Consider the following 9,256-nt stretch of genomic DNA (forward strand, 5'->3'; position numbering starts at 1 on the left):
CACAGTTCAGTTTACACTACCCCTTATAGTTTTTCTTTTACTGGTAGTGGTGGAAATTGCACCTTTACAGGTTTATAATCTTTCGCATAAGCTCCCAATTGATTGACATTTGTATGTCCCGTGATGGTGATTATTTGATTAGGTGTGTAACCACTTTCAAGTAAGAATTTTATTCCGCTATGTTTAGCACTGTAAAGAGTGGTATATTCACTTATATACTTGCTTCCTTTCTCTATTGCACCACGCTTAAAGGCTGAAAACTGAGTTGAAAATGTATTTGCTTTACTTTGGACTTTCCCGAATAATTTAATCTTTGCACGTTCGTAATCTTTCCCAAAGAGATAGTCATCTTTATCTACTTCGTTTTCCTTCAAATAAGCCTTTATAAGCTCTTGTAATGGCTCAGCTAATGAAATACTAAGCTGTTCATAATTTTTCACTATATCGGAGCTTAAATGTATTAAATTCCGTTTTAAATCTATATCCTTAAATTGAATAGAAACAATTGTTTCTATGCGGTGCAGAGTGAAAAATATAAATTTATACATTACGGCTAAGTAATCATTATATGCTTCTACTTCCTGAATAACATTATGGAAATCGTCAATTTCGACTGCTTGGTGCATTTTGGTTTTCCCCTTGTCGATACGCTTGATAGTTTTAGTAATATTACTTATCTGTAAATTTTTATAGTCAATTAAGTGGTTATAAAATCCCTGAAAAAAGACTAAAAAATCATCCCTGTACCCTTTGCTTTGTTCTAGGTCAACAATGATATAGCTTAAAAATGCGCTGAAATGTTCTTTAGTAAAGTCTTTCAAAGTCAAATTTGGCGCTTTCAATTTATCCAAATAGGCTTTGAATCTTGAAACCTTTGAGTTATATATGTTGTAGGTTTTATCATTTATGGTACCTTCTGCTATTTTGAATGTTAAAAATTCTTGGAGTAAATCGGTTATTTTTTTATCAGTATCTCCTAGAGCAAAATAACCACCATCAACAATGAATTCAAAGTTATCTAAATCTTCCTCTAGACGTTCGATTCGCCTTTTCGCTATTGTCTTTCGTTCATTTATGTTTTTAATTTCTGCGTTACCATTCTTATCTAATTTCTTCTTGCCCTTTGAATCTAAAACAAAGAATTTCGAATCATTCAAATCATCGCTATAATAATACTTTTTCTCTTTACCGAATGTGTCCTTATACTTAAAGCACACCTTCCAAATACCGTTTTTCTCCTTAATAACATAAGGTTTACCAATCTTTTTAGACTTATTTATATCATTCATAGTCAACAATTTGAATACATTAAATATTTACTAAAGGAACAAAAACTATGTGTCCCCAAATGTGTCCCTAAAGATGAATTTCAACGGATTTTTAGAATTTTTGAAAACAAAAAACCGCCTTAAAACATGTTTAAAGCGGTTCAAATATATTAAAATGTCGTTAATTAAATCAATAGTTTTATGTGCTTCATGGAAAGTCTTAGAATAAAAAATGAATAGCTAAATATATTCAATTTTAGGCAAAGACCAACCCCAATAGGTCATTTTTAACATTTATTATATCTGGTATTGGAACCATGAGCCCCTTTCAAACGTCATTAAAGCAAAGGAGCCAATAGTCTGCAGATAGAATCGACCCCCCTTTTCCAACGGCTTCGTTGCATCCAACTTCGAATTGTAATCAGATCTGAAAATTCAATATCAGCCAAAAACTGCGCATTCAGACGGTCACAGAGTGCTTTATCCGAGATAATTCCTGAAATCTCAAAATTGATATAAAAACTCCTGATATCCAGGTTTGTCGTACCAATATACGCCAGCTTCCCATCAATACAGATCGTTTTAGCATGGAGAAACCCTTTTTTATAAAGGTAAACATTCACTCCCCTTTCCAGTAGCGGTTTGATAAATGAAAAAGAAGCATGTTGTACGAAATACGAATCAGACTGAGCCGGCAACATCAAATCCACACGAACACCCGACGAAACCGCCAACATTAAAGCAGTGGTCAATTGATCGCTTGGAATAAAATAAGGAGTACACAACTGTACATACTCTTTAGCTTCATTTATACCTGCGATAATAGCTTCCATATTGAATGGTGCTGGCGATCCAGGATCACTCGCCGTAAACCCTACTCCACTGGCATCTTCATGATTTAATGGAAATCGATTTAAATAACCCCGCCCGAGTTCAAAAGACTCCGCTTCCGTCTGATTCCAGCTATTCCAAAACTGGATCTGTAATGTATTTACTGCTGCGCCGATTACCATCATCGCCGTATCCCGCCAGTAAACCCCATTCTTTCCGTTATTGATATATCGGTCCGAAATATTGATCCCACCGACAAAGCCGATTTTACCATCAATAACCACAATCTTACGGTGGTTTCTGTAGTTACTGTTTGCCAAAGAACTAAAAGTAACGGGAAGAAAGGCTTGAAATTCAAAATCAGGTTTATTTCGTCGCAAATATTTTATTACATCCGGCGCACCAAAGCTGTCTAATATCAGACGCACAGTGACACCAGCTTTTGCTTTCTCTTCTAAAATATGTAAAATTTCACGGCCTATTTCGTCCATTTCCCAAATGTAATATTCCATATGGATAGAATGCTCGGCTGCTTTAAGCCGGTCGATAAGTACAGGAAATTTTTCTTCGCCATTGATAAATAGCGTCACCTCGTTATTCAGGGAAAAGGTAGATATTTTTTGGTTTTTGAGATATCGATACACCATAGCCAAACTTCCAATGCGTTCATTTAACGTATCGATATGTTCCTCCATAATTTCAGACTCCTTACGCCAAGCGTCCAATAGTTTTTTGGACTGCTCACGGTATACCCGTTTCATTCTTTTGACCTTTTTAAATTTTTGTCCAAAGAAATAGTAACTGAGTAAACCAATGCCGGGCAAGAACACAATGACCATAATCCAGGCAATCGTTTTGGATGGATTACGGTTTTCGATCAAGATGGTCCCGATTACACCAATGTAAAGAATCAGTAAAGGGATCCAGTAATATTGTAATACTATTTGTAAGATATGATGAAGTACCTCCATTTTGTATGCTAAGGGTTTGACCAAATATAATATTTAGTACCGACATATCGTTGTCGTCAAACACAGTTTATTGCACCCTCAACATGAATAAATGGACTTAAATAGGGAATATCTAAATTGGCACCACGAAGTACAAACCATATTCCCAACAAGAAATATAGAAAAGGTACCCATTTTGAAAATCCAATTTTGAAGGATCGGGAAAAATTGCCAAGAAAAGAAAAGAGAAACAACAACGGTATAGTTCCCAAACCAAAACATACCATAAAGAAAAAACTTTGGAGTGGACTATCCGCGTTGATGGAAGACATGAGTGCCATATAGACCATGCCACAGGGTAATAATCCATTCAACACACCGGCTATAAAGCTTCCCCCTGGCTTATACAACCACTTCGACAACAACCGTACAATAGGCTGCACAGCTTTGGTCTGCCAGCTCGCGATCATTTTGTTGTGCTTACCGACTAGCTGAAATAAAGCAATTCCTATCAGTATAATTCCTGTAACCCAGCTCAAGGTGCGCTGCCAGCCTTGAATTTGTGCAAATGTCCCTATCGTACCGAGTAAAAGCCCCAAACAACCATAGGTCAGTACCCTACCCGATTGATATAATATCTTATTTAGGAAAACTTTCCACCCCAAATCCTGCCTCCCTTCTATGGCGAAAATCAATGGGCCACACATTACCGCACAATGTATACTGCCAAACAATCCCATGAAAAAAGCAAAATAAGTATAGCTCATTTCCTTATACTAAAATAAAATATGCTCTTCAAATAGAAAATCTTTACCCACACTTTTCCAATCAATATAAAGGTTCCACATTCCTTTATCGAACGTGGAGATCGGAAGGGTATATAGATTACCTGTCGTCTGAAACGGTAATTCTTTATCCAATCGATTATCAGAAGGCTTGCGAAAAACCAATTTCCCTTTATTTTCTTTAGAGACAAAATGAATGTACAAGGTGTCTTTCCTGATTTCGACAGTCGGAGATTCCTTCATAGTCAATACATTCTGCTTTTTATCGTACGCTTGGTCATAATTCAGCCCCTGTTCGTAGTAATCATCTTCCTCCAGACTATCTGAGTCATGGCTTACCATATAGACACCCGCTCCGACTATGCACAACATAAATACCGCCAAGGTTAAAAAAATTTTTGTACCCCAATTCATTTTTCTTCATTTTAATTCATACCCGGAGGCGCTATAAAAGTAGTTTTTAAACTTTCCACTTTCTTATCACCCGAATAGATCGCTAATTTTACATTACTTTTATAAGTCTCCACATCTTTATTCGCGATAATGAGAAAAAAACTCATTGTCGCATGCCCATCTTTATCCAATTTTTGGATAGGGTTAACCAGCTGAATCTTTAAACGCGGATCATCGCAGACGAGTTTGAAAGGCATTTCTTTGCCAGACTTATTGATCAATTCCAAAGAATACAAGTTGCTTATTGTCTTATCGTCACGAAGCTGGTAGGTACTGCCCTTTGCGCGGAGTAACCTTCCATCCACCTGAGAACGGTTGAACAATAGAAAACAAAAGACAGTCATTAGGGCGACCAACACGATAGAATAAGCTATCGTTCTCGTATTGTTTTTTTTCTTGAGCGTACCCTCGATCTCCCCCATTGGATAAAAGCCAATTAACTTTTTAGGCTTTCCGATTTTGTCCATGACAGCATCACAGGCGTCGATACATGCCGTACAACTTACGCATTCCAATTGCAAGCCTTTTCGAATATCAATTCCTGTAGGACATACATGGACGCAGAGCTTGCAGTCCACACAATCGCCCTGAGGTGCCATGACATCCTTTTGATGTTTTCCTCTAGGTTCTCCACGTCTATGATCATAAGCTACTGTAATACTCTGATCGTCCAAGAGTACCCCTTGCAATCGGCCGTATGGGCAGATTGCTATACATACAATTTCTCTAACATACGCAAATACGCCATAGAAAACCAATGTAAATATAGTAATCGAGATGAGACCACCGATATGTTGATCCAGCGGATCAGTGATAATCTTTAACAAGGCATCGACACCGATAATGTAAGATAAAAAGATATTGGAGATGAAAAAGGATATGATCAGAAAAATGCTGTGTTTCAAAAATTTCTTAAACTGCTTTTGATCCGTATTGGGACCTGCATCCAATTTTTTTTGTTGTTGCCAATCACCTTCAATCCAATACTCGATCCTTCTAAATATCAATTCCATAAAAATGGTCTGGGGGCAAGTCCACCCACACCATACCCGTCCAAAGACAACAGTAAACAAAACCACACATACCATCACGATCAACATGCCAAATACGAATATGTATAGGTCTTGCGGATAGAAAAGATTTCCTAAGATGGAGAATTTCCGGTCAATAATGTTAAACATTAAAAACGGTTCACCATTTATTTTGATAAAAGGAGCGACAAATAAGAACAGTAGCAGTGAATATCCAACCCACTGTCTCTTTTTGTAAAGTTCTCCCTGCGGTTTCTTGGCATAAATCCATTGTCTTTTTTTTGACTTAGATCCACCATTATTGGCATTATTCAATACTACTGTACTCATTGTTATTTCGATTTATTACTCTGCTTTTTTTTCTGTTTCAGCTTGATCTGTTTTACCTTCCTCCGCTGATTTCTCTCCACTTGCTGCCTGCCCACCACCATAGCTTACCTCTTCACCTTGAGGCGCTTTTGGATTAGCAGGGTTAGTATCCCTTAATGTGACAATATAACTGGCCACCTGGGCAATTTGAGCAGGACTTAAAGTTTGTTCCCAAGGCACCATTCCTTTATCAGGAACACCATATTTAATGGTTTTGAAGATGTCCTTAATTTCGCCACCATGTAACCAAAACTTATCGGTCAAGTTCGGTCCGATACCACCTTCACCACTACCGCCGTGACAGGCGACGCAGTTTGCGGTAAAGATAGTTTTCCCGTCGGCGGCCAACTCCGGTTGAAACTCCACGCTACTTTCATCTACGTTACTCGCTGAAGCAGTGAGATAAGCCTGGCGTTCTTTCTCAGCAATGACCATCTCATGTTCATATTCCTGATCTTGGTTCATTCCTATACCAGAGACCTGATAAACGAATAAGTAAACAAGACCAAAAAAGATTGTTCCGTAAAAGAGGAAATTAAACCAGATTGGAATCGGATTATCCAATTCGCGAATACCGTCATATTCATGGTCTATAACAATATCCTTCTCTTCTGAAATCGGTCTGATCCCCATGATCTTGTTCCATGACCTTTTCATCCAGCCTTTGTTTGCTGCCTTTTTGAGTTTTTCCTCGTTGGCCAATTCAGGCATGGTAATCTTAATAATGGATTTCATCGCACGATTGACCATCAGTGCCGAAGCGAGGAGAGCCAACATCACAACGATCAATACGATAATTAAGATATCTGTGTATAAATTATCTGTACCAAATCCTATCGTAGATTGAACAACTTCTGCGGTAGCTGGTGCAGTATCCAATAATAAACTCATATATTATAGACTTTCAGGTGAATGATTCATTTCCTTTTCTGTTTCGTCTTCTTCCAAAGGCAATTCCTTCATATAAGTAACATAGTCTTTTTTCATCCGGAACAACATTATTGCTACTGAAATGAAGAAAATCAAGAAGATCCAAAGTGATGCGATTAAATAAAGCTCACTACCGTTTAGATTTGTTATTTGCTTAAACATCGCTTTATTGATTTGCGTTAATAGTATTATCAGCTACCTTCGGCGCTGCTTTTATATCTGTTCCAAGTCGCTGCAAGTATGCAATTACGGCTACAATCTCACGATCAGCTAACACATTCACTTGATTTTGTTTCAGATCATCAGCAATTTTTTGCGCTTGCTTAGTAAGATCCTGTTCAGCATGTTCAATTTCAGCATCGGTATATGGAATACCCAATTTGCGCAATGCTTTCATTTTATCCTGCAGAATAGAATTGTCCAATTTCTGATCGATCAGCCATGGATAAGTTGGCATGATACTTCCAGGAGAGGTAATTGTTGGATCCATCAAGTGGTCAAAGTGCCACTTGTTCGGATATTTCCCTCCGATCCGGTGCAGATCCGGTCCAGTCCGCTTCGAGCCCCATAAAAACGGTGTATCGTAAACAAACTCACCAGCTTTACTATATTCACCATATCGCGCTGTTTCTGACCTAAACGGACGGATCGTCTGTGTATGACAATTAACACAGCCTTCCCTAACATACAAATCCCGTCCTTGCAATTCCAATGCTGTGTAAGGTTTCACACTAGCAATTGTGGGAACGTTCTTAGAAATCGTAAACGTCGGTACCATCTCGACCATACCTCCGATAAGGATGGCAATTAGCGCTAACACCATAAATAAAATTGGTTTACGTTCGAGGCGACGGTGTTGCGACTGTTCGTTTACCTGAACTGGCAATAATGCAGGTGCTTCCGCTGGTTCATTGGCCAGAAGCTTTCCGCTTTTCATCGTTTTGATCAAGTTGAAAGTCATCAAGAACACACCAGACAGATAAAGAGCCCCACCTAATGCACGCATCATGTGCATCGGCAAAATTTCTAATGTCGTCGCAAGGAAATTCGGATATTTCAAAACACCCTCTGGTGTAAATTCTTTCCACATCAAACCTTGTACTACAGCTGCCCAGTACATTGGGATTGCATAGAACAAAATACCCAGTGTACCAATCCAGAAGTGAGTTGATGCCAGTTTTTTAGAGTAGAGTTCTGTTTTATAAATACGAGGTATCAACCAGTACAAAATTCCGAATGTCATAAATCCGTTCCATCCCAATGCCCCCACGTGTACGTGTGCTACAATCCAATCGGTAAAGTGAGCAATTGCATTAACTTGTTTCAAGGATAACATAGGCCCCTCGAAAGTTGCCATCCCATAACAGGTAAGTGCCACCACCATGAATTTTAACATCGGTTCTGTCCGCACCTTATCCCATGCACCCCGTAAGGTGAGCAGACCATTGATCATACCACCCCAACTCGGAGCAATCAACATAATTGAAAACACGACTCCTAAAGACTGTACCCAACCCGGTAGTGCCGTATATAATAAATGGTGAGGACCTGCCCAGATATAAATAAAGATTAAAGACCAAAAGTGAAGAATACTTAATTTATACGAGTAAACCGGACGGTTGGCCATTTTAGGAAGAAAATAATACATCATTCCCAGATAAGGAGTCGTCAAGAAAAAGGCTACTGCATTGTGTCCATACCACCATTGTACAAGGGCATCCTGTACACCTTTATACACATAGTAACTTTTCCAGCCCGCTACGGGCAATTGAATGGAGTTAACAATGTGCAAAACAGCGACTGTAACAAACGTGGCAATATAGAACCAAACTGCGACATACATATGGCGTTCGCGTCGTTTGATAATAGTGCCGAACATATTGATACCAAATACAACCCAAATAAGGGTAATGGCGATATCAATTGGCCATTCCATTTCGGCATACTCATGGCTTGAAGTAAGACCCAGTGGAAGTGTAATAGCCGAGGCAACAATAATTAATTGCCAACCCCAAAAATGGAGCTTACTCAAAGCATCACTGAACATTCTTGCTTTAAGCACCCGCTGCAAGGAGTAGTATACTCCCATAAAAATACCATTACCTACGAAAGCAAAAATAACCGCATTGGTATGTACAGGGCGTACACGGCCAAATGTTGTAAATTGCAATCCAAAGTTCATCTGAGGCCAAACAAGTTGAGTCGCCACAAGCAATCCTATGGTCATACCAACTATCCCCCAAATAATGGTAGCGATTCCGAAATTTCTGACAATCTTATTGTCGTAATTAAATTGCTCTAACTGCATTACTTAAATTGTTGATTCTGCTTCAAAAGTAAGCAGCATTTTATGACAATCTAATGATGCACAATGCGTACAAAAGTGATGTGCATCACTTTTAGCTTAATCTCGGCTTTCGCTTCGTTTCTACAATTTGCAACTGAATGTAAGTAAGTTATCAAAAATAAAAATGGTGAACCGGCGTTCCTATAATTAATCGTGAAGTCAAAAGTGATGCTAATCACTTTTCTAACCTTGCAGCTAGATCTTTTAATATAAGTCAACCTATTATTACGGCCAAAAAAGGTTGTTGTTTCCTCAAGACACACCTTTGCCTCAGTTATGCAATAGCCACTAT

General features: G+C 38.6%; 9 protein-coding genes. All 9 read right to left on the reverse strand.

Translation table 11 applies throughout. The annotated features are described in order from the left end of the window. Nucleotides 1-23: 23 nt before the first annotated feature. The gene (locus B2W36_RS15535; RefSeq protein WP_293888546.1) at nt 24-1,289 is read right to left on the reverse strand and encodes a tyrosine-type recombinase/integrase; all 1,266 of its coding nucleotides are present in this window, start codon (nt 1,287-1,289) and stop codon (nt 24-26) included. A gap of 317 nt (nt 1,290-1,606) precedes the next feature. Beyond that, nucleotides 1,607-3,070: a cardiolipin synthase gene (gene cls, locus B2W36_RS15540; RefSeq protein WP_293888548.1), complete on the reverse strand. Its 1,464-nt coding sequence runs from the start codon at nt 3,068-3,070 to the stop codon at nt 1,607-1,609. Nucleotides 3,071-3,126: 56 nt separating this feature from the next. Beyond that, a complete protein-coding gene (locus B2W36_RS15545; RefSeq protein WP_293888550.1) occupies nt 3,127-3,816 on the reverse strand; it encodes a sulfite exporter TauE/SafE family protein in 690 nt (229 codons plus the stop codon). 9 nt (nt 3,817-3,825) lie between these two features. Continuing rightward, nucleotides 3,826-4,248, reverse strand: coding sequence for a FixH family protein (locus tag B2W36_RS15550; RefSeq protein WP_293881673.1), 423 nt, complete (start codon nt 4,246-4,248; stop codon nt 3,826-3,828). Nucleotides 4,249-4,259: 11 nt separating this feature from the next. Next, a complete protein-coding gene (gene ccoG / locus B2W36_RS15555; protein WP_293881671.1) occupies nt 4,260-5,648 on the reverse strand; it encodes a cytochrome c oxidase accessory protein CcoG in 1,389 nt (462 codons plus the stop codon). Nucleotides 5,649-5,663: 15 nt separating this feature from the next. After that, nucleotides 5,664-6,578, reverse strand: a complete 915-nt coding sequence (locus B2W36_RS15560) for a cbb3-type cytochrome c oxidase N-terminal domain-containing protein (protein ID WP_293888552.1) — start codon at nt 6,576-6,578, stop codon at nt 5,664-5,666. A 3-nt stretch (nt 6,579-6,581) separates the two neighbouring features. Beyond that, on the reverse strand, nt 6,582-6,779 hold the full coding sequence (locus tag B2W36_RS15565) for a hypothetical protein (protein WP_293888553.1): 198 nt from the start codon (nt 6,777-6,779) through the stop codon (nt 6,582-6,584). A gap of 4 nt (nt 6,780-6,783) precedes the next feature. Further along, nucleotides 6,784-8,925 carry a cytochrome-c oxidase, cbb3-type subunit I gene (gene ccoN, locus B2W36_RS15570; RefSeq protein WP_293888555.1) on the reverse strand — a complete coding sequence of 714 codons (2,142 nt, stop codon included), beginning with the start codon at nt 8,923-8,925 and terminating at the stop codon, nt 6,784-6,786. Nucleotides 8,926-8,975: 50 nt separating this feature from the next. Continuing rightward, on the reverse strand, nt 8,976-9,256 hold a 281-nt coding region (locus tag B2W36_RS15575), incomplete at its 5' end, for a hypothetical protein (RefSeq protein ID WP_293888557.1).

The sequence above is a fragment of the Sphingobacterium sp. UBA3549 genome, from assembly GCF_002376635.1.
Classification (GTDB): Bacteria; Bacteroidota; Bacteroidia; order Sphingobacteriales; family Sphingobacteriaceae; genus Sphingobacterium.